This is a genomic window from Paeniglutamicibacter terrestris, from assembly GCF_012271785.1.
GTDB classification, from domain to species: Bacteria; Actinomycetota; Actinomycetes; order Actinomycetales; family Micrococcaceae; genus Paeniglutamicibacter; species Paeniglutamicibacter terrestris.
Genome location: NZ_JAAWVT010000004.1, coordinates 153,412 through 175,864 on the forward strand (window position 1 = coordinate 153,412; position 22,453 = coordinate 175,864).

Here is a 22,453-nt window from a genome sequence, read left to right on the forward strand (position 1 = left end):
GTGTGAATCCAAGTGTACGAAGGCGCAGTTCAGGAACTGATTGACGAATTGGGCAGGCTCCCGGGCATCGGCCCCAAGTCGGCCCAGCGCATTGCCTTCCACATCCTGGAGGCGGACGCCGAGGACATGAAGCGCCTCTCCGAGGCCATCTCCGTGGTCAAGGAACGCGTGAAGTTCTGCACCATCTGCTTCAACGTCTCGGAGGCCGAGACCTGCACCTTGTGCCGCGACGAACGCCGCAGTGATGAGATCATCTGTGTGGTTGAGGAGTCGAAGGACGTGGTGGCCATCGAGCGTTCCCGCGCCTTTAACGGGAGGTACCACGTGCTGGGCGGAGCGATCAATCCGATTAATGGCATCGGCCCGGAGCAGCTGCACATCCGTGAACTGATCACCCGCTTGGGCGACGAGCGCATCACCGAGATCATTCTGGCCACCGACCCGAACCTCGAGGGCGAGGCCACCGCCACCTATTTGGTGCGCACGCTGCGTCCACTGGGCATCAAGATCTCCCGCTTGGCCTCCGGCCTGCCGGTGGGCGGGGACCTCGAGTACGCCGACGAGGTCACCCTGGCCCGTGCCATCGAGGGCCGCCGCAATACCGCTCCGACGGCCCCCGTCGCTCCCCTGGTGCGCACCCCACGCACCACCTCGGAACCGATTTCCGCTTCCTAGGCAGCCCCGCTGGGCGCGCCCTACTTCGCTAGCCGCGCAGGCGTTCCATCTTCGGGTCGAAGAGCGGATCCGCCGCTACCGTCGCGGGAATCCGGCGGCCGAAGTACTCGATCTCGACCTGGTCCCCCTCCACAGTGGAAGCCGGCAGCCAGGCGTAGGCCAGCGGTGTGCGCACCGTGTAGCCGTAGGCCGCCGAGGTCACGTATCCGGCCGGGGCACCGTCGAGGTATACCGGCTCCTTGCCGAGCACCATCGATGTCCCATCGTTGATGGTCAGGCAGCGCAACGCCCGCGTTGAGGGCGTGTTGCGCAGGACATCCACGGCCTCTGCCCCCACAAAGCCGGTCTTATCCTTGGCGATGGAGAACCCCAGACCCGATTCGAAGGGGTGATGCTCCGGGGTCACGTCGGTGCCCCACAGCCGGTAGCCCTTTTCTAGGCGCAGGGAATTAAACGCGCCGCGTCCGGCGGCGATGATCCCGTGTTCTTGTCCCGCGGCGAAGAGCACGTCCCAGAGCTTCTGCCCGGTCTCGGCGCTGGCGTAAAGCTCCCAGCCGAGCTCACCGACGTAGGACAGGCGCATCGCGGTGACCGGAATCCCGCCGATGACCACCTCGGCGCTGCGGAAGTACTTCAACGAGTCGTTGGAGAAGTCGTTTGTACTGACCTTGGCCATAACCTCGCGGGCCAGCGGCCCCCAGAGCCCGATGCAGCAGGTGGCCCCGGTGATGTCCACAACGTGGGCCCACGCCCCCGGGTCCGCCGCGGCCGCTCGGCGCGCTTCAATCGTGAAGTAGTCAAAGTCGATGTTTGAGTTCACCCCCAGTTGGAAGCGTTCCTCTCCCAGCCTCGCGACGGTCACGTCCGAACGAATCCCGCCGTCCGCGTTCAGCAACAGGCAGTAGGTCACGGCCCCGGGCTTCTTCGCGATGTTGCCGGTGCTCAGTTTCTGCAGCAGTGCCAGGGCTCCGGGGCCGGTGATCTCCAGACGCTTCAGCGGAGTCATGTCGTACATGGCCACGGCGGTGCGCGTGCGATGCGCCTCGGCCGCGGAGATCTCCGAGTGGAACTGGTTGGACCACTGATCACGCTGCGGGGAACGCCATTCATCGGGCAGCTTCGACAGTAGCTGCCGGTTGGCCTCGAACCAATGCGGCCGCTCCCAGCCGGCGGATTCAAGGTAGAAGGCGCCTAGTTCGTCCTGCCGGGCGCGGAAGGGGCTCGAGCGCAGATCTCGCGGTGATCTACGCGGCTCCAGCGGGTGGCGGATATCGTAGATTTCCACGAAGTTCTGCTGTGAGGTCTCCGAGACATATTCCTTGGTGGTTTGCACCGGCTCGAAGCGCGTCACCTCGCCCTCGTGCAGGGAGATCGAGGACTGCCCATCGATCAAGAGCTCGGCCACGGCCCGGGCAATACCGGCGGAGTGCGTCACCCAGATCGCCTCAGCCACGTAGAAACCCTCCAGCTGAGGTGCGGCGCCCACCAGCGGGCCGCCGTCCGGGGTGAAGGAGAAGATCCCGTTAAAGCCATCGCCGATCGAGGCGCCATTCAGGGCCGGCAACAGCTCCTTGGAGTCTGCCCAGGAGGCCGTGAAGTCTTCTTCGGTGAAATCCAACCGTGAGGGCATCTGATGCTCGCTCATGTTTTCAGCCGGCACCTTTTCAAGCGTGTCGAGTCCCACCGGCATCGGGCGGTGCGCGTAGGAGCCGATGCCGATCCGATCCCCATGTTCGCGGTAGTACAGGTCCTTGTCCTGGTGACGCAAGATCGGCAACGACGCCCCGTTGGGCCCCTCGTTGTGCCCGGCGAGTTCGGGCAGCGCATCGGTGGTGACGTACTGGTGGGCCAAGGGCAGCAGTGGCACAGACATCCCGATCATCTCGCCAATGGCCGGCCCCCAAAACCCTGCGCACGAGACCACGATGTCCGCGGCGATCACTTCGTCCTCCCCGATCCGCACCCCGGTGACTTTCCCGCCGTCCTGCTCGATCGCGGTGACGGTGCTATCGCCCAGGAACCGCACCCCGGCGGCCGTGGACTTCTCGATCAGCAGCTGGACGGCCCGCGCGGCGGATGCCAACCCATCGGAGGGGACAAGTAAACCGCCCAGCACGCTCGCTTCATCGATGAGGGGGTAGATCCGCTTGCATTCGGCCGGATCAATCAGCCGCGCTTCAAGCCCCCACGAGGTGGCGAATCCATGCCGACGTTTCAGCTCTTCGAGGCGTTCGACGGTGGTCGCGACCTCCAGCCCACCCACCTGGTTGAAGCATGAGGTGCCATCCTTCGTGAGGGACAGCAGCTTTTCAACGGTGTAACTGGCAAACTGGGTCATCGACTTCGAGGCGTTGGTCTGGAAGACCAGTCCCGGGGCGTGGGAGGTAGATCCTCCGGCTAAGTGCAGCGGCCCCTGTTCGAGAACGGTGATGTTTGTCCAGCCGCGGACTGCCAACTCGTCGGCCAGGTTTGCTCCGACAATGCCGGCCCCGATGATGACGACGCTGGGTGCTTGGTTCATGGAATAGCTCCTTCTCGGGGGGGTGTTTAGCGGAAAACGACGGTGCGGGTGTTGTTCAGCAAGATGCGGTGTTGGCAATGCCAGGTGATGGCCCGGGCTAGGGCTAGTGCTTCGGCGTCACGGCCGATCCGCGCCAGCGCATCGGCGTCCGGAACATGGTCCACCCGGAACACCTCCTGCTCGATGATTGGTCCCTCATCCAGGGACTCGGTGACGTAGTGCGCGGTGGCGCCAACCATCTTCACGCCACGTGCGTATGCCTGGTGGTAGGGCTTGGCGCCCTTAAAACCGGGCAGGAACGAGTGATGGATGTTGATGGCTCGTCCATGCAACGCGTTGGTCAGTTGGTTGGAAAGCACCTGCATATAGCGGGCCAGCACCACCACGTCCGCGCGGTATTCGTTGATGACTTCCCGGAGCCGTTCCTCGGCGGCCGGCTTGGTAGCGGCGGTGACAGGGATGTGGATGAACTGAAGCCCAGCGGCCTCGGCCATGGGGCGCAGGTCCTCGTGATTGGAGACCACCGCGACCAGGTCGGCGCCGAGCGTTCCGCTGCGCCAGCGGTAAATCAAGTCGTTGAGGCAGTGCCCAAATTTCGAGACCATGACCAGTACGCGCTGGGCGCGCCCATCGTGGAAGGTGAAGTCCATGTCGAACTCACCCGCTAACTGTGAAAACGCGGCTTGCAGCCCTTCGAGGGTTTCCCCCGGTTCCCCGCCGGAAATTGCGGTGCGCAGAAAAAGCCTGCCGCCGACGTGGTCGTCGAATTGCTGGTGCTCGGCGATGTCGAATCCACGGTCGTCGAGGAATCCAGTGACGCCCCTGACGATTCCCGGCTTGTCGGGGCAGGAGAGGGTGAGGATGAAGCGGACAGTGCTCGGATGTGGGGCACCGGGTGATGCTACCGGTTCGCTGGTCATGGTGGACACGTTTTTCTCCCTTGGTTAGCTAGTGTTCCGTGAATTGTGCTGATTTTTATGCTTCGTTGCCGCGGGCCGGACAGCGACCCTCGACATCACAGGCGTCCGTGCAGTCGTGTTTGGTCACCAGTTCGAAGGGCACGCCGCCATGTTCGTCAACCGCGGTCCGAATGGCCCGTTCGACGACCGAGTCCGCCAACTTCTTGCGCAAAGCCAACGGGTCACGACGCAGGTCCTTGACCAGTGCAATGCACAGGATGAACATGACAACGGCAAAGGGTAGTGCGGAGACGATCGTGATATTTTTTAGTCCGTTCAGCGCCTGCCCGGGATCATCTCCACCGGCCAGCAGCATGATTGCTGCCACCGCGCCGGTCAACACGCCCCAGAAAATGACCACACCCTTCGCCGGCTCCATGCGTCCATTGGTACTGAGGGAGCCCATAACGATCGAGGCCGAATCGGCACCCGTGACGAAGAAGATGCCCACCAACACCATGCCGAGGATGGCGATAGCCAACGTCACGCCGGGAGAAACTCCCAAGTGCTGAATCAGGTCGAACATGGCGCCCTCGAAGTTGATAGAAGGTGTCCCATCGACCATTGTCACCATCGAACCGGTGGCCCCATTGGAAGCTTCCGCCTGGAGCTGGACGTCAAATGCTGCTCCGCCGAAGATCGAGAACCAGATCACCGACACCAGGCTCGGAACCAACAGCACGCCGGTAACAAATTGGCGGATAGTACGTCCGCGGCTAATTCGTGCGATGAACATGCCCACGAACGGCGCCCAAGATACCCACCATGCCCAGTAGAAGATGGTCCAGCTGGACATCCATTCCCGAACAGCTTCGTCGCCGGCCGATTCGGTGCGCGAAGCCATGGTGGGTAGATCTCGGACAAAGTCACCAATGGCCGAAGGGATCAGATTAAGAATCAGCAACGTGGGCCCCAGCACGAAGACCAGTACCGCCAGCAGCAAGGCCAGGACCATGTTGATGTTCGACAGCCATTGAATGCCGCGGGAAATGCCCGAGATGGCGGAGAGCACAAAGGCGACGGTCAGTATCGTGATGACCCCGACCAGCACGGGCGAACCGACTTTTCCTACCCAGCCATTAAATTCAACGCCGCTGGCGATTTGCATGGCCCCGAGACCCAGTGAGGCGGCAGTGCCAAAAAGCGTGGCGAAGATGGCCAAGATGTTGACAATTTTGCCCGCGGGACCGTCGACCTTAGCCCCGAATAACGAGGTGAAAGCCGAGGAGATCAGCTGACGACGTCCGAGCCGGAAGGTGGAGTACGCCATCGCTATGCCGACCACCGCGAACATCGCCCACGGGTGGATACTCCAGTGGAAGATGGAGGTTGCCATGGCCGTCTGGATGGCCTCGGGGGTGCTCCCATCTACAGTTCCCGGTGGCGGGGAGACATAGTGATAAAGAGGTTCGGCAACGCCGTAGAAGACCAGTCCGATGCCCATTCCGGCACTGAACATCATGGATATCCAGGAGATAGTGCGGAATTCGGGTTTCTCACCGTCGCGGCCCAATGGGATGTTTCCGAATCGTCCCAGCGCCAGCCACAGCACGAAAATTACGAAGAAGGAGGCCAAGGAGACAAAGAACCAGCCAGTGTTTTCGGTGACCCAGGAGAGCGCCGCGTTAGAGGCGGACGAGAGAGAATCGGTGTTTACTAGCCCCCAGATGACAAAGGCGAGCGCAAACACCCCAGCAACACCAAAGGTCACTTTGTCCAAACCCTCGGGCAATCGCGGAATCATGCGAGTTGCCTTCCGCTCCAATTCGCTGTCCTTTAACTCCTGCAGAATCGCGGTGTCATCGGGAGGTGGAAGCACCGTTTCCGGGTCTTCAGCCAGTTCTGTGTCCGGGCCGTCCGGTTCGTCGGACATGTGTTCGTCGGTGTTCACTGCCATGGGATTTTCCTTTGACTGGGGATGCGAGTTGCGTCTTTGGAGCCAGGTGGTGCCGTGGGGTGGAAGCGATGCGCCTTTCGCCGGGTTGTTGTTCGGGCAGAGGGGTCAGTTGTTGGGAGGTTTTTCAATTCACGATTGCTGCATCGTCCGCAGGGTTCTTATTGATGAAAACGAACGGCAAAGTCGGGGCGGTATTTTGCCCGAGCTCCTCGGTCCGCAAGCAAACTGTCGTGGCTCGCATTTAGTCGGAGGCTATATCGACTGCACTCCAGATCTTCTGCCCGTGAGCTGTGACTCAGCCTGCATCCGCTACCTCGCACTCGTCTCGTCCGTTTCCAAAGCTGGTGGGGCATCAAAAGTGGTCAAATAGTTTCGCATAAATCAACAGCATGCGTCTCGAGCAACAATCGTGGCTCACGTCACGAACAAAAGTCAAGGGTTTTTTGGCCCATGAAGCGGGCGTGCAAAATAAGACGATCGTCATGCTGGAAAAATAATCGCTCGACCCCTCAACCAGGGATGCGACTTCACCTGGGGCTGGGATATCGCCCCAGGAATCGCTGGGTAAACCCCTCCGAGCAGCCCCACAGAGACTTCGGCCGCCATGATTTTATCGATGCGATTCCGTGCCTCTCGACGGAGACATCCACGTCAAAGAGCCACACCGGATACTGGGTAACGAGCCCCCGGCAGCATCGCGTGATTTTCATCCTGGGGGCACCGCACCCCCGACTTGACTAGTAAGCAAGGGTGAACCTCTCGGCACGAGTCCCTAGACTTCCTCTTCCAACCGTTCTGTGAGGATTCGCTTCGCCCGGGCTTGCAAGATGCCGAGGGATTCCTTGATGAGTGGTGAGTCGATACTGCCCTTGCGCACAGCCGCGACAATCCTGCGTCTGGGCTGTCCCTGCCCCGAGATGCGCAGGCGAGTCACGTTCTCGGCACTTCCGATGCGTGCCAAGCGGGGCAGCAGGCCCACGCCCATTCCCGCGCCGACAAAGGCGATCTGGGTCTCCCACTCGACGGCTTCATGAGCAATCCGCGGAGTCACACCGACTGCCGTGAAGGCGGCGGCGAACAGGGAATGATAGGTCGACCCAGGAGCTTCGGTAATCCACGGCTCCGTCGCCAACTCTTCGAGCGTCACCGTTTCACGTGCGGCTAAGCGATGATCGGAAGGAAGGATCACATCCAGTGGATCGTTCAGCAGGGTCGTCTGCTCGAAGCGTGGATCTTCCTCAACGTGCGTCTCGGATTGCATGGCAACAATAACCGCTAGGTCGATTCGCTCGGCAACGAGCAAATCGAAGCAGCGATCTGGATTCGCCTCGAGTACCTGCACTTCCACCAAGGGACGTGACTTCCGCAGAGCCGCCGCCAACGGCGCGAGCAATTGAGCGGCCGCGGTGGAAAAACCGCCAAGCCCAAAATGGGACTGCACCTGGTCTCCAGCCTCCAGAGCGGCGGCCCGCAGCTGCTCCCATTCCGTGATCAACGCGTCGGAGCCCGCCACCATGAATCGGCCGGTGGCCGTCAGCCGTACACCCCGCCCGTCCTTCGTGAGCAACTGCATTCCGAGCACACGCTGCAGTTCTCGCAGCTGCGCGGAGACCGCCGAAGGCGAGTAGCCCGTGAGCTCGGCGGTTGCCCCAACGGTGCCGCATCGAGCGAACACTCTGAGCGTGGTGAGTCGTGGATCGATCATGCACATATTGTGCACCATTACCTCCACAATCTTGCGCTTTTATTGCAGGTCGGGGATCCCTAATCTCAGGAGTAGAACGATTTCAACGGCTCCTAATGCAACGACGCTCGACACCGCTGCGGGGCAATCTATCTATTCCATTCCTCCGAGGAGTAAACACCATGGCTGCTTCAGTGAACGTGCCAGTTAATTCACGCGGCAAACTCGCGTCGTCATTAACTGCGCAGCAGCTCGCCGAGATCACCGAACTGTTCGAATACCGACGCGAAGGCTACTCCCTCGACGCACCGTTCTACACCGATCAGACGATCTTCAGCATCGATATGCAGGCCATCTTCGGCCAGCACTGGATCTTTGCCGCGAGCGTTGCAGAACTCCCGGAGCCCGGTGACTACGTGACTCTTGATTACGGGCCCTACTCCTTGATCGTGCTGCGCAATGACGATGGCGGAGTGAACGTCATGCACAACGTATGCCGCCACCGCGGAGCCCGGGTCCTCACCAAGTCCACCGGGACCACCGGCAACTTGGTCTGCGGCTATCACTCCTGGACCTACTCACCCAATGGCGATTTGATTCATGCCTCCGCCCCCGGTGAAACCAAATTCGACAAGAGCTGCTTCGGCCTCAAGCGCGCCCACAGCCGCGTCGACGCCGGACTCATCTTCGTCTGCATCGCCGATGAACCTCCGGCAGACTTCGACGATACCGCGAAGATTTTTGAGCCCTACCTTGCACCCCACGATCTGTCGAAGTCGAAGATTGCCTACCAGCAGAACATCATTGAAGAGGGCAACTGGAAGCTCGTCATGGAGAATAACCGGGAGTGCTACCACTGCGATGGGCACCCGGAACTCGCCTGCTCCCTCTTTCCCACTTGGGGCCTGACGGAGGGCCTCATCCCACCCCACCTTGAAGAGGTGTGGGACCGCAACAAGGCGGCCCAAGCCGCACTCGAAGATCGTTGCCGGCGCTACGGCCTTCCCTTTGAGGTCGTGGAGGAGCTCGACACCCGCGTGGCCGGGATTCGTATCTCACGCGAATCCCTCGACGGTGATGGCGAATCGTTCTCGCCAGACGGGCACCGGCTCTCTAAGAAACTGCTCGGGGACCTGCGCGACTTCCGGCTCGGTCGCTGCTCAATGCACCTGCAACCCAATAGCTGGTTCCACTTCCTCGGTGACCACGTCGTCACGTTCGCCGTATTCCCCGTTAATGAGCACCAAACCCTGGTGCGCACCACCTGGTTGGTGGCCGACGACGCCGTCGAAGGCAAGGATTACGACCTCGAGAAGCTCACCCACACCTGGAAGCAGACGAACCTGCAGGACAAGGCGTTCGTGGAGCTGTGCCAGAAGGGCGCGAGCAGCCCGGTCTACGAGCCAGGCCCTTACATGAAGAGTGAATACCAGGTCGAGGCATTCATCAACTGGTACATCCAGCGCGTGCAGGAGCACTTGGCATGATCTCCAGCACGACCATCGCCGCAGTTCAGGAACCGCAGCGCATCCGTGGGCTTGAAATGCCATGGAACAGAGTCATGGGGACCACCGACGGGCCTGCCGGTGCCGCACGAGCCCTGGGGCCCTGGCATCCGCAGGAATTCACGGCAGAATGTGTTGAGACGATTCCAGAAGTCGGCGGAATGAAGACCTTCTTATTCCGCCGCTCCGACGGTGCACCACTGGCATTTCGAGCCGGCCAGTATCTGAACATCGCCTTTCCCGTGAATGGCGAGGAACAGGACCCGGTAGACCGCAGCTATTCGCTGTCCAGTTCACCTACCGAGCCGTGGACCTTTAGCGTCACGGTCAAGCGCGATCCGGCGGGGCTGGTCTCACCGTGGGTTCACGAAAACGTCAAGCCGGGCACGATCCTCGACATGCTCGGACCTGTCGGCGCCTTCCACCTACCCGACGCCGATAGACGGGCGCGATACCTCTTGCTGGCCGCAGGTGCCGGCATCACTCCCATCATGTCGATGCTGCGGACCATTCACTCCCTGCCGGGACAAGCCGACGTCGTAGTCCTCTATCACGGTGCCGAGGCCGGAGGCTTCGCCTTCCACCAGGAATTGGCATATATCGCCTCCGTTGATTCGCGTGTGAAAGTTTTCTACTCACTCGGCAATCGCAGCAAGTCAGAAGGATGGGAAGGGCTTACCGGAAGGCTAACCGCGGCAATGCTCGATGAGGTAGCCCCCGATGCCAACGGACGCCAGGTCTATGCCTGCGGCCCCGAGGGGTACCTGAACACCGCTACCGAACTCTTGAATGAAGTCGGCGTCGATGACACCTCCATTCACATGGAATTCTTCTCCGGAGACCGCCAGACGATCCTCGAATACCAGGCGGAGATCGCGCTGGCAGTGGACATTGCCGAGGAAATCGCCGAAGAAATCGCGGAGTCGGCAGAAGATTACTACGAAGGCCAGCCCGTGGCGTTCGGACTCTATGAACCGGGCTATGACAACGAGGGAACCCTAGAAGCCACGGGCCTGCCGCTCGAAACGGTTGACTCGATCGAGGAGGACTCCAATTCATCTTCCAGTGGTTCGGAAGAACTACCGGACGCCGGTTTGCCCGACATCTCGACGTTCGACTCCGTTGGCACGGGGAGCCTCACGTTGTCCTTCGTGCGAACCGGCATCAACGTGCGTATCGACCCCGAGGAACACATTCTCGGGGTGGCCAAACGGGCAGGTGTCAAGATCGGAGCGAACTGCCAGGAAGGCATGTGCGGATCCTGCAAAATCGTCAAGCTTTCCGGAGACGTGGAGATGAACCATCAGGGCGGTATCCGCGCCCGGGAAATCGAGGCGGGCAAGTTCCTTCCCTGCTGCTCGAGCGCACTGACCGATTTGGTCATCGATGCCTAACCGCGTCCCGCGCCCCCGTCTGCAAAGATCCAGAATCCGCACAGATCGGAGTGAACTCCATGATGCAGTTGCAGCCAACGGCACTGCACTGAGCAATTGACCCAAAGTACTTCACCGAAACTTGCAATAACTACCTTCATAGGTAGTGTAGTGTGACCAGCGTCACCGACCATGTTTGATCGCCACTCAAAGGAGCCATTCAATGTCAGGTAATAAAGCCGTCGCCTATAAAGCGCCGGGAATCGTGGAAATCATCGATACCCCGTTTCCCACTTTTGAACTTCAGGCCGGACCCGGCGTCAACCCCATCAACGTCGGCCGCAAGGTCCCTCACGGAGTCATCCTGCGCACCGTGAGCACCAACATCTGCGGCTCGGACCAGCACATGGTCCGCGGCCGCACCACCGCCCCTGCCGGATTGGTACTTGGGCACGAAATCACCGGTGAAGTCATCGAGACCGGACCCGACGTGGAGTTCATCAAGGTCGGGGACATCGTCTCGGTTCCCTTCAACATTTCCTGTGGTCGCTGCAGAAACTGTAAAGAGGGCAAGACCGGAATCTGCCTGAACGTGAACCCGGACCGTCCAGGAAGCGCCTACGGCTATGTCGACATGGGCGGCTGGGTCGGAGGCCAAGCAGAGTTCGTTTTGGTCCCATATGCGGACTGGAACCTACTCAAGTTCCCGGACCGGGATCAGGCCCTGGAAAAGATCATGGACCTGACCATGCTCTCGGACATTCTCCCGACAGGATTCCACGGAGCCGTCACCGCCGGCGTAGGCGTCGGCTCCACCGTTTATGTTGCCGGAGCCGGTCCCGTGGGACTCGCCGCGGCGGCCAGCGCCCATTTGTTGGGGGCTGCGGTGGTCATCGTGGGAGACCTCAACGAGGACCGCCTCGCCCAGGCAAGGTCCTTCGGCTGTGAAACCATCAACGTGGCCAAGGGCGACCCGGCCGACCAGATCGAGCAGATCCTCGGCGTGCGCGAAGTCGATTGCGGCATCGACGCCGTCGGCTTTGAGGCCCGCGGACACGGACACGGGGCCGGCGCGCAGGAAGCACCCGCAACCGTTCTGAATTCACTGATGGACATCACGGCCGCCGGTGGCTCCCTGGGGATCCCCGGACTCTATGTCACGGGCGACCCAGGAGCCGTCGACGAAGCGGCCCGGAAGGGAAGCCTGTCCCTATCTCTGGGTACCGGTTGGGCCAAGTCTCTCTCGTTCACGACGGGCCAGTGCCCGGTCATGAAGTACAACCGCCAGCTGATGATGGCCATCCTGCACGACAAGATTCAGATCGCCAAGGCGGTCAACGCCGAGGCCATTTCGCTCGAGGATGCACCGCGCGGGTATGCGGAGTTCGACGCCGGTGCGGCCACGAAGTATGTACTCAACCCAAACGGCTACCTCAACAACTAGCCCTCGGCCAAGGATCACGGGGGGCACCCCTCGAACCCCGCTCGGCAGCTCGGAGCGGCCGCTGCATCACCCAGTTCATCTGGGCTGTGCAGCGGCCCCTCTTTTTAACGAAGAGCCCACCATGTGGGCACACATCGTCACCGTAATGTTGGAGCGGTGCTCCGGCGAATCATCCGGCGGTGTAGCCCAACGACGCTCCGACGCGCAGCCCAGCCTGCTGAAGTCCTTCAAGTAGGCCTGGTTCTATTTCCGGGTCAAAGCGGAAGGCCGGGCCCGAGACGCTAATGGCTCCGACCACCGCGCCAAGGTGATTGCGCACCGGCACTGCCACCGAGTTGATGCCTACCTCGAATTCCTCGCGGGCCTGAGCGTAGCCGTTCTTCACCACCTGCAACAGATCCTTTTCTAGGGCAGTCCTCGATCGGATGGTTTTGGCCGTGCGCTGAGGTAGCCCCGCAGCCTTCAGAATTCGTCCGCGTTCATCGGCGCCGAGCGCCGCCAGCAGGACCTTGCCGCTGGACGTCGCGTGCAGAGGCGTGAGGCTGCCCAGCCAGTCGTAGGTGGCAAGCGTCGAGGGGCCCATGGCTTGGTCTACGTTCACCGCATACTCCTCGCGTAGCACCGCGAGGTTGACCGTCTCCTTAAATTCCACCGCCAACTCTTCAAGGACCGGACGAGCCTCACCCACCAGAGAGAGTCGACCGGGAATGGTGCTGGCCAGCCGCAAAATACCGAATCCCAGCTCAAACTTTCCGCGATTGGTGTTCTGCTGGACCATACCTCGGGCCTGCAACGAAGCCAAGAGCCGGGACGCCGTCGACTTGTGGATCTGAAGTTCCTCGGCGACGTCGCCGACACCTGAGCTTCCTTCTCGCCCAAGAATCTCCAAGATTGCCAGGGCTCTGTCCACGGATTGGACCACACCGGGTGCAGCATCGTCGTCGTCCGTTTCCGGAGGATGTGATTCATGGACTGCCACGGGTGTTCCGTCCTTCACGCTCAAATTTGTTCCGTCGTTTTCTTCCAGCATAGGCGCTGACTTGATGCGACCTCTCGCCTCAGGCCGCTACGACTAGGCGATACGAGTACCGGAGGAGAGCTTCCCCGCCGGAGTCTTCAACTTATTGCGTCCCGCTGCCACGATGCCGCCGACAAACAGCGCTTGGATGCCCAAGCCCAGCGGCCACAGTGGTGTTGACGTCGGCAGGGTCATGTCGCTCTTGACTCCGTTCAGGCAGGGCATGAGATATTCGGGCCCCGCCTGTGACATGCGGACTCCATCGCTGATGGCCCCCATCGGACCGGCCGAAGAATTCATTTCATCGTCTCCCGGTGGTGGCGGAACCCTTGGCGCCGCGTCTGCCACCACCACGAATGGGTTCGCTGCCAACAGCCATGTGATGCGATCGGTGGCAAAGGTTTCCTGCGGGTAGACACGAGATTCACAGGTGTAAGCGTCCTGGTCCCACTCGCCGTAGTATTCGTCGCCCATGTATTCCTCGGGCCAAACTTGGTTCGAGATTTGAACCTCAGTTTTCACCAATTGCATGCTCAGCCCGTAGGCGATCAGTGTTCCCAAGCCGAGCAGGGCCACCAGCAGGTAGGTGACCATCACGGCAAAAAGTGTGCGATTAGCCAGTGCCGATACCCCTACACCCAGCGCGCAGACCATGGCCAGTTCGAGAGCGAGCATGCCCAGGAGCACCGGCGCTCCCGGAAGATACACATCCCCATAGGTCATGGCCCATCCGATCAGCGGAATCGTCACCACCAGGAATCCCAGTGAGGCCACCCACGATGCTAACCATTTGCCCCACATCAGTTGACCGGGGGTTAGCAGCGTATTTTGCAGAATCGCCAACGTCCCGCTGGCTCTGTCGCCGGTGATCGAATTGGCGCTCAGAGCCGGAGCGATGAGCATGCCAAAGAAAAGCACAAAGGCGATGACCAATTCAAACATCACTTGCCCCGGGCCGAACTCATCCACGCCAACGCTCAGCGCAGCGAGGCCCACCACGGCGGCGACCACCACGAACCAGATTCCGAGCATGATGTACCAACCTCGGTTGCGGATCCGCTGTCGGATTTCCAATCCAAAGATGGTGCCAATGCCGGAAAGATATCCCAGGGTAGGCGCGCTTCCCGCGGGCCGCTGGTCGGTGGAGATACTCATGGCATTTCATCCTCAAGGCTCAGGTAGGTCTCTTCGAGCAGACCCGATGACGGGGCAAAGGCGGTGACCGGAACACCTGCCGCAACAAGGCTTGCTAGCAAGGCCGCAGCTTGAGTTTCCCCTGCCACCTTGACCTTGGCGTCTCCACCCACATTTTCGAAATTCGAAACGTATACGGCATCAACATTGCCGGCCTCCAATGCACGTCGCAGCGCGGGGAGATCCAAGCTTGTGACCGTGTAATTGCGTCCCTGGGTCCCGGCCTCGTCGAGCCGCTGGCTGCGTACCGAACGCCCCTTGGTCAAAAACACCGCGGAGTCGGCCATCTCGTCGAGTTCAACCAGCACATGAGAGCTGATCACCACGGTCTTTCCGCTGGTGGCCAGCTGGCGCAACAAAGTGCGCAGCTGGACCCGAGCACCTGGGTCTAGCCCGCTGGCCGGCTCGTCAAGCAGCAACACCTCGGGATCGTTGATCAAGGCTCTGGCCAGTGAAAGACGCTGCGATTGTCCGCGCGAAAGCACTCGGGCCGGCGTGTCAGCCAACTCGGTGAGGTTCACGATTTCCAGTAGTTCGCCGGCACGGATGCGAGCCGTCGCTTTGTTTAGGCCGTAGAGCGCGCCCATGGTGACGAGGATTTCGCGGCTGGTCAAGGCTTCCCATACGCCCAAGGTGTCGGGCATCCAGCCCAGTCGAGCACGGGCCGCACGTGGATCCTTTATCGGATCAATGCCGTGGATCCTAATGGTTCCGGCATCGGGGCGAAGTAGGGACGCCAGCATCAAGAGCAAGGTGGTCTTGCCCGAGCCATTGGGACCAATTAAGGCTGTCACCTCGCCGGGAGCGGCATGAAAATCAATGTTCTTCACAGCACTTACGGAACCGAATGATCGAGCCAGTCCCAGCGCTGTGATTCCAGTGGCTCCGCCCGGAAGCTTCTCGGGTTCTCGTTCCGAGCCGGTGGTCATTGTTTTCATGGGCTTTCCCGCTTCTTGCCCCTGAGCAGGTACCTGTTCCATAGTTCTCAAGCTACGCAATGCCCTAGGTCAAGTCACGCTTTTGGCGGATCCGTTACCAAAGAGCCGCATTGGGCGGTACACCTGCGACGGCTACCCCAAGCTCTGTGATTCCCCTGACCCTAAACCGAGCATTTAGACCAGCCGAGGTCCGCTATATGACCTAGAACGGTCACGCATTGGGGTTTTGGTTCATCACAATGGCTAAAATGGGAACGGCGCCGGCTTCCGCCGCGCCCATCTTTCCGTATCTTCGTAACCGTCCCATGGAGTGTGCTGACGCATGAGCCTGATTGTCCAGAAATTCGGCGGATCCTCCGTTTCAGATGCCGCGGGCATCAAACGTGTTGCCCGTCGAATTATTGACACCAAGTCCGCCGGCCACGACGTCGTCGTGGTTGTATCCGCCATGGGCGACACCACCGATGAGCTTCTTGACCTTGCCGGGCAGCTGACCGAGGATGCCCCCTCACGTGAAATGGACATGTTGTTGTCCGCCGGCGAGCGCATTTCCATGGCGCTGCTGGCCATGGCCATCGATGGTCTGGGCGCCAAGGCCGCATCCTTCACCGGTTCGCAGGCCGGCATGGTGACCGATGCCATCCACGGCAAGGCCCGCATTATTGAGGTCTCCCCCCAACGCGTGCGTCGAGCTATCGACCGCGGCTATGTGGCGATTGTCGCCGGCTTCCAGGGCGTCAGCAAAGAATCAAACGACATCACCACCATGGGTCGCGGTGGTTCCGACACCACCGCCGTGGCTTTGGCCGCCGCATTGGGCGCGGATGTCTGCGAGATTTACACCGACGTTGATGGGATTTACACCGCGGATCCCCGCGTTGTCTCCACCGCCCGCAAGATCGACACCATCTCCAGCGAGGAAATGCTGGAGATGGCGGCTTCGGGCGCCAAGATTCTGCACCTGCGTTGCGTTGAATACGCCCGCCGTTTTGGGGTCCCGCTTCATGTCCGCTCCTCGTTTAGCACCAATGAGGGAACATGGGTCATGCCCAGTCCCGACGACCAAATCAAGATTCAAGAGGGAGAACCCTTGGAACAGCCAATCATTTCCGGTGTCGCTCACGACCGATCCGAAGCCAAGGTCACCATCGTCGGCGTCCCCGACATCCCGGGCAAGGCCGCCCAGATCTTCCGCGTCATTGCTGGTGCACACGCCAACATCGACATGATCGTCCAGAACATCTCAACCTCCGGTTCTGGACGCACCGACATTTCCTTCACTCTTCCGATGGTTGATGGCAAGCACGTGAAGGAAGCTTTGCGAGATGCCCAGGAAGAAATCGGCTTCGCGGATATTGCCTACAACGAAAACGTTGGCAAGCTCTCCCTCATTGGCGCAGGCATGCGTTCCAACCCGGGGGTCTCCTTCACGTTCTTCGAGGCGCTTCACCAGGCCGGTGTGAATGTGGACATGATTTCCACCTCGGAAATTCGCATTTCCATCGTCACCGATGCCAACAAGCTGGATGACGCGGTCAGGGCCATCCACGCCGCCTTCGATCTTGACGTGGAGGACGAAGCTACCGTCTACGGTGGAACCGGCCGCTAAGATCAGTCTTTCGTCATGGCGCGGTCCATGGCGCTAAGGACTCCCACCTAGGTGCGGTTCTTAGCGTCATGGACCATTTCTGTTAAGTAGGCAGAACAGTGCCCCGAACGCACTGGTGCACAGCTTATGCGGCGGGAGTTCCGGGCAGTGCCGGTGCGGTAGAGGTGTAAACCGCTCCGGTAGGCGTGGTGATTTCGATGGTATGACGACCACCGGTCTCAATCACTTTTTCCTCCCACCCTTCTTGCTCCTTGGTCTGATTACATGCCCCGCAGCGCCCCGAGCCATTTACCGCGCTGGTCGCTCCCCCTCGAGCATGTTGCACCACGTGATCAAAGTGTTTGATCGGTGCGTTGCAATAGGGAGTGCGACAGTACTGGTCACGAATCCGGATGAACTCTTTGAGGTTCTTAGGGAATGAGCGGGAACTAGAATCCATAGCCAGCAACTCCCCCGTCTGCGGATGCGTATAGAGCCGCCGCAGGGATACCTGAGCCCGATACCACGCATGATCCGGAGCCTCCGAACCCTTGATGACGGCTCGTGCCCAGGTCGCTGGCACCGTTCCATACCCCTGAAGGTAAGCCGGTTCACCGCTTCCCTGGTAGAGCGTGCGATCGGTCATCACCAGATTCACCATCACCTGCGTGCCCTGGGCCGGGTCTCTGCCGGTGAGGCGATCGACCGCCAGATCAGCCATGATCTGATTCAGGGACCGGGGATCCCCGCCGACCTTCAAACTCGCGGCATCCTTCATCAGTGTCTGGCGGATCGCCAAACCATCTTGTACCGAGAACATGCCCGAGAGTTGCATCATCCCATCACGGGCAGGGTACAACGAGCAATAGCGCTGGGCGTTAGCTTGTTCCATGCGGCTGAGTGCATCGGAGCTGTCATAGAGAAACGAGAGCCGCCGGACCTCATCTTCTAAGGCCCGAGAACAGATTCCATCCAGGGCCTGCGGATCGCGTAAGAGGTCCTGGTCAACGGCTTCGCAGTGCTCAGCGGAGAGATGCTCGGTGTTTTTCACGATGATCTGGGCTTGAGCCCAGCTAATCTGCCCGGCAAGGAGGGCTGCGAGGGTGAATTGCAGATGCGCGACCAAGCGGCGGGAGTAGGCGAGGAAGGAGCGTCCTTGGTCTGGGGATTCTCGGCGTGCCAACGCGATTTGGGAACCGACACCGTAGGAGGGGTTGTTTTCCCGTACTCCGGCGTCGGTGCGTTGGGTGATCACGTCCGCTTCGAAGAGGGTCGCGGATAGGACTTGCGCTCCAGCGGCGGCCCCCTTGATCTCTTCGAGTCTTCCCAAGATCTCGTGATGTTCCTTGGCGTTGCCGCTGAGTTCAAGCAGCGCCAGGGAGCGGCGCATGTAGTCCAAGAAGCAGAGGTCTTCGGTGTGGCTGCGGCCCGGGACCGGGACAACCACACCCTGGATCTCAACAACAGTCTCGACCTCGAGTGTGGCGGTAATAGTAGGGGTTGGGAGTGTTTCTTCGTTGGGAGGTTCGTGTAGTGAATCTCCGCTGGGATATTCTTCGAACATATCTCCATTCTACGCCGGGGATCCCTCGTTTTGTGAGGTGCTGGGCAGTGGTGGATAACTTCTCATGGCAGGTCAGGTGTGCTTTTGGTTTATCCACAGTGCGGCGCTGACCCCTCGACAAAACCATCGAGACCGGGGCTACCATGCTCAGAAATTGAGCCTTTCTCGCGCACCCAGCGATAATGGATTAATGTTCACTTCATCGCTCACCTGGCTGCCCGAAGAGCAATGGCTCGCCTCGGCCGCTGCGCATCAGGTAAGAGCAAAACGCTTTGGTGAGCCCTTTACCGAGCGTCGAATGAAGCGGCAAAAGCATCCCATCGATGACTTCCTCTTCACTTATTACACGCAAAAGCCCGGACAGCTTTATCGCTGGCACCCAGGACCCGGCGTGGTTCTGGGTGGACAAGCTGCCCAAGAGCGCGAAACTTGGAAGTTCTACCGCGAGGTGATTCACCCGCTGACCGGCGAGCGCGGCTTTACTGTGGATCTCGAGTCATTTGCTCAAGCCCGCACCGAGGCCGTCACCTTTGCCAACATCATCTTGGCTGGTACCGCAACCAGAGCCGCCAACTTTGCCTGCTTTGGCCTTCACGAATGGGCCATGGCCTACAAGTCGGGTGACAACGGGATTCGCCACGAGTACCTTCCCCTTCGACTTGGTGCGGCAGGAACCGACGCCGTGGTGGAAGAAAGCAAAATACGCTGCACGCATTTTGATGCGTTCCGTTTCTACACCCCAGAGGCAATACCGCTTAACGAGCTGACCCCAACCCGCGAAACCCAACGGGATCTTGAGCAGCCGGGATGTCTTCACGCCAACATGGACCTCTATAAGTGGGCCTATAAGCTCACTCCCGCGGTTCCGAGCGAACTGGTCATGGACTGTTTTGAATTGGCGTGGGACATCCGCACCATGGACATGCAGGCATCACCCTACGACCTCGCCGATTGGGGACAGGAACCCATTCGCATCGAGACGCCGGCGGGGAAGGCCGAATATGTACGCCTGCAAAAGAAATTTGCCGAACGCGCGGAGCTGCTGCGCCAACGATTGCTGAACGTTGCCCAAAGCGTCCCAGTGGCACAGACTTAGAAAAGGCCGCCGACAGCAGGCCGTGGGTGATTTTTTGGGATGGGTGAAGAACATGCGGCAGCACCAACAGTTAATCGTTCCGGTACTGCTACTCGGTGCCGGTGTATTGCTGGCAGGATGCGCCAACGATGCCGGGCCCACCGGGACAACACCGAGCAGCCAGAGCACCGGAACTGAACTGTCGATTTCCATCAAGGCCGACGGTAAAACACAAAGCGCGCAGTACCACTTGTCCTGTTCAGGTTCCTCGTCGCTGGAGGCCAGCGACCACCCGCGGGCCGCGGAAGCCTGCCTCTTCTTAGCCGCCGAACCTCAAATGCTCACGCTGCCTACCGATGACAACAACCGGGTCTGCACCATGCAATACGGCGGCCCGGCCACTGCGGAAGTCACCGGAACCGTCAAAGGACGTACCGTGGCGCGAACATTCAATCTGAGTAATGGCTGCGGAATTGCCGACTGGACCGCGGCCCTGCCCCTGCTGGTTGAACGGCCGAACGGGCAGTCACAATAGACGCCTAACCCTGAACGAGGTACCGGTGTTCGGGTCGACCACGACTTCCGTACGCCAATTCCAGGCGCAGCGATCCGGCTTGGACAAGATTGGCCAGGTAGCGCTGGGCCGTCGCGCGAGAAATTCCCACGGCGGTGACCACCTGCATCACCGTGGCTGGCTCCCCTGCCGCAGCCACCGCGGCGAGCACCGCTTGCTCGGTGGGAGTCACTGCAACAACACCCGCATCTTCCCCCGCCAACAGGGCACGCTGCGCCCGATCAATCCCCTGCTGGTCAAGACCTGTCGCGCTCTCCAACTGCCTCCGGTAGCGGGCATAACCGCGTAACCGGGCGGCGAGCATCTTCGGATCAAACGGCTTGACCAGATACCCCAGAGCACCGCGCCTGATGGCCGTGCGTACCGCGTCGACCTCGGTGGCAGCGGAGAGCACAAACGCATCCACGTCGAGGCTAGCGAGCAAGTCGAGCCCGGAACCCTGCGGCAGGTAAACATCCAACAGCAGGAGATCTGGTTTGCCCTCCGCCACGGCGCGGGGCACCATGCGGGCATCGTGAACGGGTGCCAAGGCACTGAATCCGGGGACATCATCCACGTATCCGGCGTGCAGAGCTGCTACCCGGAAGTCGTCGTCAACCACCAGGACCTTGTAGTCAGTGCTCGGGTTCATCGTTCAAAACTCCTTAAAGTGGTTGACGCATCGGCGGAAAGTACCCCGGGCAGGCGTGCGGCAAATACCGCGCCCGACGAAGTGCCCGCGGGGTGGGCGGTCGCCTCTTGTGCGGAAGTTCCGCCCGGGTCGGCGATCCAGACTTCTCCGCCGCGGGTGCGTGCCAGTCGGCGGACCAGCGGTAGCCCCACACCGTGACCGTGTTCGGGGGCATCTGGCACCGATGCGGTGCTGACTCCCTCGGCAAAAACATCGAGTCCCGGGGCCACACCCGCCCCGGAATCGGCGACTGCCAGGTGCAATGTGGAGCCCTCGGAGAGCAGGTCCACTTCCACCCAGCGCGGGGCCGGACCCTCCACCGCCGCACGCAGCGCATTGTCAATGAGGTTGCCAAGCACCGCCGTGGCGTCTTGAGCATCCAGCAGGCTCCCGTACAGCGCACTGGCATCACCCACGCGCAACACCACGCCCCGCTCGTAGGCCTGGACACCCTTGGCACCCAAGAAAGCCCGCAGATAGGTATCCTCGATCGCGGCCAAGTTCTGCACCGGCTCACGCACCGGACCAGACTCGATGACCTCACCGAGGTAGTCGAGCGCCTCGTCCACGTCCCCGTGGTGCAGTAGCCCGGAAATGGTGTGCAGCCGGTTGGCGAACTCGTGGCGTTGGGCGCGCAGGGCCGACGCCATGGTCTCCACCGCATCGAGTCGTGAGCCAAGGGTTTCGATAGTCGTGACGTCACGCAACAGCACCACCTGTCCGAGATTAATTCCGTCACGGCGCACCGGGTGGATGGTGGCCACCAGCGCCGCTTGCTCCGTTTCCAGCCGCAGGGTTCGCGGCCGGGCTTCGGTGAGCGCTGACACCAGCGCCGTGGGCAGTTGCGCATCGGTAAAGGGCAGTCCGATGATGTCGCCGGTCTCGTTTCGATGCGGCAGCCCCAGCATGATGCGCGCGGCACGATTGCGCACGCTGACGCGCCCGTCCGGACCGATCCCGATGACCCCATCAAGTACTCCGTACAGCACGGCATCGCGATCACGCAGCAGCTGAGCCATTTCCGCCGGTTCCAGCCCGAGTGTCTGTGCTTTGAGTCGGCGCACCAACCAGCGGGTGGCCAACGCCGAAAGCCCCAGGGCACCAAGTCCGAAGCCCAGCACCCACAGGGCCGCCACCCGCAGCAGGGCGGCAAGTTCCTGCCCGCCGACCCCGACGCTGACCTCGCCAACAACGGTGTTGGTGGAGCCCGGCGCGAACACCGGGACCTTGGCGCGCACCGATTCACCCAATGTTCCGTGTTCGCGCGAGACATCTTCGGCACCGGAGAGCGCCACCGGGTCCGTGGAGACCCGCTGGCCCAGCAAGGCGGGGTTCGGGTGGGAGAGCCGGATGCCGCGGTCCTCGGTCACGACCACGAAGAACGCACCGGTACGATTCCGTACCGCCTCGGCTGCCAATTGCACCGGGCCGGTGCGTAGCGCAATGGGGTCAAGCCCGTCGCCCGCGGCCAATTTTTGGACCTCCGCTTGCAGCTGGGGGTCCGCCGCCAGGGTGCGGGCGATGGCGAGGGCACGTTCCTGAGCTTGCTCATCAACACGCTGGACCGTTGCCCACATGGCGCCGCCCGCAGCGATCAGGATCATCAAACCCACCACCGCGAATTGCAGGCTCATAATGCGGGAGGCGAATCCGCGCGCGGGTTTGTGATCGTGGGGCATGAAACCAAGTGTAAGACCCCCACCGAACATGCTGGGCTTTATGAGCAAAAAAGGATTTAGGGGAAGAACTCCTCTTTGTGGGCACAACCACACCG

The 22,453-nt window shown here is 60.9% G+C and carries 17 protein-coding genes; 7 read left to right on the forward strand and 10 right to left on the reverse strand.

All coding sequences use genetic code 11. The features are described 5' to 3' along the window. The first annotated feature begins 12 nt into the window (after positions 1-12). Entirely contained in the window at positions 13-675 is a 663-nt protein-coding gene (gene recR, locus HED64_RS10550) for a recombination mediator RecR (RefSeq protein WP_168151965.1), read from the forward strand. Positions 676-703: 28 nt separating this feature from the next. Here recR and HED64_RS10555 read toward each other — a convergent pair whose 3' ends face one another. The 4 genes from HED64_RS10555 to HED64_RS10570 all read right to left on the reverse strand — a co-directional run bounded on the left by HED64_RS10555 (position 704) and on the right by HED64_RS10570 (position 7,757). Then, on the reverse strand, positions 704-3,196 hold the full coding sequence (locus HED64_RS10555) for a GcvT family protein (protein ID WP_168151966.1): 2,493 nt from the start codon (positions 3,194-3,196) through the stop codon (positions 704-706). 26 nt (positions 3,197-3,222) lie between these two features. Continuing rightward, positions 3,223-4,116, reverse strand: a complete 894-nt coding sequence (purU, locus tag HED64_RS10560) for a formyltetrahydrofolate deformylase (protein WP_168152113.1) — start codon at positions 4,114-4,116, stop codon at positions 3,223-3,225. A gap of 55 nt (positions 4,117-4,171) precedes the next feature. Beyond that, positions 4,172-6,052, reverse strand: a complete 1,881-nt coding sequence (locus HED64_RS10565) for a BCCT family transporter (RefSeq protein ID WP_168151967.1) — start codon at positions 6,050-6,052, stop codon at positions 4,172-4,174. 772 nt (positions 6,053-6,824) lie between these two features. Further along, positions 6,825-7,757: a LysR family transcriptional regulator gene (locus tag HED64_RS10570; RefSeq protein ID WP_168151968.1), complete on the reverse strand. Its 933-nt coding sequence runs from the start codon at positions 7,755-7,757 to the stop codon at positions 6,825-6,827. Positions 7,758-7,918: 161 nt separating this feature from the next. Here HED64_RS10570 and HED64_RS10575 point away from each other — a divergent pair, with 161 nt between their 5' ends. From HED64_RS10575 to fdhA, 3 genes are all read left to right on the forward strand, one after another. Next, complete coding sequence (locus HED64_RS10575; RefSeq protein ID WP_168151969.1) at positions 7,919-9,223, forward strand: aromatic ring-hydroxylating oxygenase subunit alpha; 1,305 nt, start codon at positions 7,919-7,921, stop codon at positions 9,221-9,223. Then, complete coding sequence (locus HED64_RS10580) at positions 9,220-10,635, forward strand: ferredoxin reductase (RefSeq protein WP_168151970.1); 1,416 nt, start codon at positions 9,220-9,222, stop codon at positions 10,633-10,635. The genes HED64_RS10575 and HED64_RS10580 overlap by 4 nt, the downstream gene beginning before the upstream one ends. Positions 10,636-10,837: 202 nt before the next feature. Further along, positions 10,838-12,058: a formaldehyde dehydrogenase, glutathione-independent gene (gene fdhA / locus HED64_RS10585; RefSeq protein ID WP_132364311.1), complete on the forward strand. Its 1,221-nt coding sequence runs from the start codon at positions 10,838-10,840 to the stop codon at positions 12,056-12,058. A gap of 169 nt (positions 12,059-12,227) precedes the next feature. On the opposite strand, the gene HED64_RS10590 is transcribed toward fdhA, so the two are convergent. From HED64_RS10590 to HED64_RS10600, 3 genes are read right to left on the reverse strand one after another with little or no spacing between them, the layout of a single operon-like run. Next, positions 12,228-13,088, reverse strand: a complete 861-nt coding sequence (locus HED64_RS10590; RefSeq protein WP_168151971.1) for an IclR family transcriptional regulator — start codon at positions 13,086-13,088, stop codon at positions 12,228-12,230. Positions 13,089-13,130: 42 nt separating this feature from the next. Beyond that, positions 13,131-14,231: an ABC transporter permease gene (locus HED64_RS10595; RefSeq protein ID WP_168151972.1), complete on the reverse strand. Its 1,101-nt coding sequence runs from the start codon at positions 14,229-14,231 to the stop codon at positions 13,131-13,133. Further along, a complete protein-coding gene (locus tag HED64_RS10600) occupies positions 14,228-15,208 on the reverse strand; it encodes an ABC transporter ATP-binding protein (RefSeq protein WP_342590701.1) in 981 nt (326 codons plus the stop codon). The genes HED64_RS10595 and HED64_RS10600 overlap by 4 nt, the downstream gene beginning before the upstream one ends. 322 nt (positions 15,209-15,530) lie before the next feature. On the opposite strand from HED64_RS10600, the gene HED64_RS10605 reads away from it, so the two are divergent. Beyond that, positions 15,531-16,817 carry an aspartate kinase gene (locus tag HED64_RS10605; protein ID WP_132364303.1) on the forward strand — a complete coding sequence of 429 codons (1,287 nt, stop codon included), beginning with the start codon at positions 15,531-15,533 and terminating at the stop codon, positions 16,815-16,817. A 124-nt stretch (positions 16,818-16,941) separates the two neighbouring features. Here the strand turns inward: HED64_RS10605 and HED64_RS10610 are convergent, their stop codons facing one another. Continuing rightward, the gene (locus HED64_RS10610) at positions 16,942-18,360 is read right to left on the reverse strand and encodes an HNH endonuclease (protein ID WP_168151973.1); all 1,419 of its coding nucleotides are present in this window, start codon (positions 18,358-18,360) and stop codon (positions 16,942-16,944) included. 190 nt (positions 18,361-18,550) lie between these two features. On the opposite strand from HED64_RS10610, the gene HED64_RS10615 reads away from it, so the two are divergent. Further along, positions 18,551-19,456, forward strand: coding sequence for a 3-methyladenine DNA glycosylase (locus HED64_RS10615; protein WP_168151974.1), 906 nt, complete (start codon positions 18,551-18,553; stop codon positions 19,454-19,456). A 52-nt stretch (positions 19,457-19,508) separates the two neighbouring features. Beyond that, entirely contained in the window at positions 19,509-19,970 is a 462-nt protein-coding gene (locus tag HED64_RS10620) for an SSI family serine proteinase inhibitor (RefSeq protein ID WP_168151975.1), read from the forward strand. Between the two features lie 4 nt (positions 19,971-19,974). On the opposite strand, the gene HED64_RS10625 is transcribed toward HED64_RS10620, so the two are convergent. Both HED64_RS10625 and HED64_RS10630 read right to left on the reverse strand, forming a co-directional pair. Next, positions 19,975-20,640 carry a response regulator gene (locus HED64_RS10625; RefSeq protein ID WP_168151976.1) on the reverse strand — a complete coding sequence of 222 codons (666 nt, stop codon included), beginning with the start codon at positions 20,638-20,640 and terminating at the stop codon, positions 19,975-19,977. Further along, entirely contained in the window at positions 20,637-22,358 is a 1,722-nt protein-coding gene (locus HED64_RS10630; RefSeq protein ID WP_168151977.1) for a sensor histidine kinase, read from the reverse strand. Before HED64_RS10630 ends, HED64_RS10625 begins: the two co-directional genes overlap by 4 nt. Positions 22,359-22,453: the final 95 nt, after the last annotated feature.